Consider the following 947-nt stretch of genomic DNA (forward strand, 5'->3'; position numbering starts at 1 on the left):
GCCCTGCCAAGCAACGCACAAAGCACCGTCCAGGGGCTTAAGGACCTCCACAACGGAGCGAAGGGGGATAAAAGGCGCACCTTTAGGGTTTAAAACTTTATATGTCTTACTCTGGAAGTGAATGGTGTAGCCGGGATTTAAGGTTCTATATTCCTTCCAGGAGAAGATATATTCCAGGCGCAAATGAGAAGGAATGGGGCGGAAGGCCGAAACAGTTTCAGCCGGGGGAACGGCGAATTTTTCATTGTAACGCTCAATAAACCCCGGAAGTAAGGCGTTAGCCTCTTCAAGGGAAGAGGCGCCAGCCAGGCGGAGTTCGATAACCAGCCTTTGCTGCAAAGTCTCAAAAGAGCGCTCAATGCGGCCTTTAGCCTGGGGAGAATAGGCTGGTATACAAGGTCCCTTAAGATGCGGCCAATCTGGGTTAAAGAGCGTCTTTCACCCAGGAATTGCTCCTCAAGAGTAAGGTGATCCTGCTTCTCTTTCGGTGAGAAGAAGAGGGTATGCCTGTCCGAATAAATAGCAAGAGGGATGCCGTGCTGGGAGATAAGTTGGTATAAGAGACGGCAATAACCCTCGAAATCCTCAGCAGGCCAGAAGAGTGCGGAAAGAATACGGCCGGTAGCGTCGTCGATGGCCAGCAGCAAAACCAGCCATGGACCACGGCCCTCCAGCCAATCATGGTGGCTACCATCAATTTGGACCAGCATCCCGAGTTGCGGTTTACGAGGTCGCCGGCAATGGGGTTTAGGGGGCCGGTGTTTCCTGGGACTAAGGATACCAGCAGCTTTAAGGATACGGCCCACAGAAGCGGGGCTTAAACAAATGCCTTCATGCTCGCGGAGCAGTTCGCTCAAGAAAGTGTAATTGCACCCCCTGTATTTAGTTTGAGCGAGCTGCACCACTTCCTGACGGATATTATCAGGGAGGGCATGAGCGGGTTTACG

The 947-nt window shown here is 52.3% G+C and carries 1 pseudogene; it reads right to left on the reverse strand.

The features are described 5' to 3' along the window. Positions 1–339 (reverse strand): annotated as a pseudogene (locus tag MOMUL_RS17125) (ISNCY family transposase); the annotation flags it as partial. Between the last annotated feature and the right edge of the window lie 608 nt (positions 340–947).

Source organism: Moorella mulderi DSM 14980 (assembly GCF_001594015.1).
Lineage (GTDB): Bacteria > Bacillota > DSM-521 > Neomoorellales > Neomoorellaceae > Neomoorella > Neomoorella mulderi.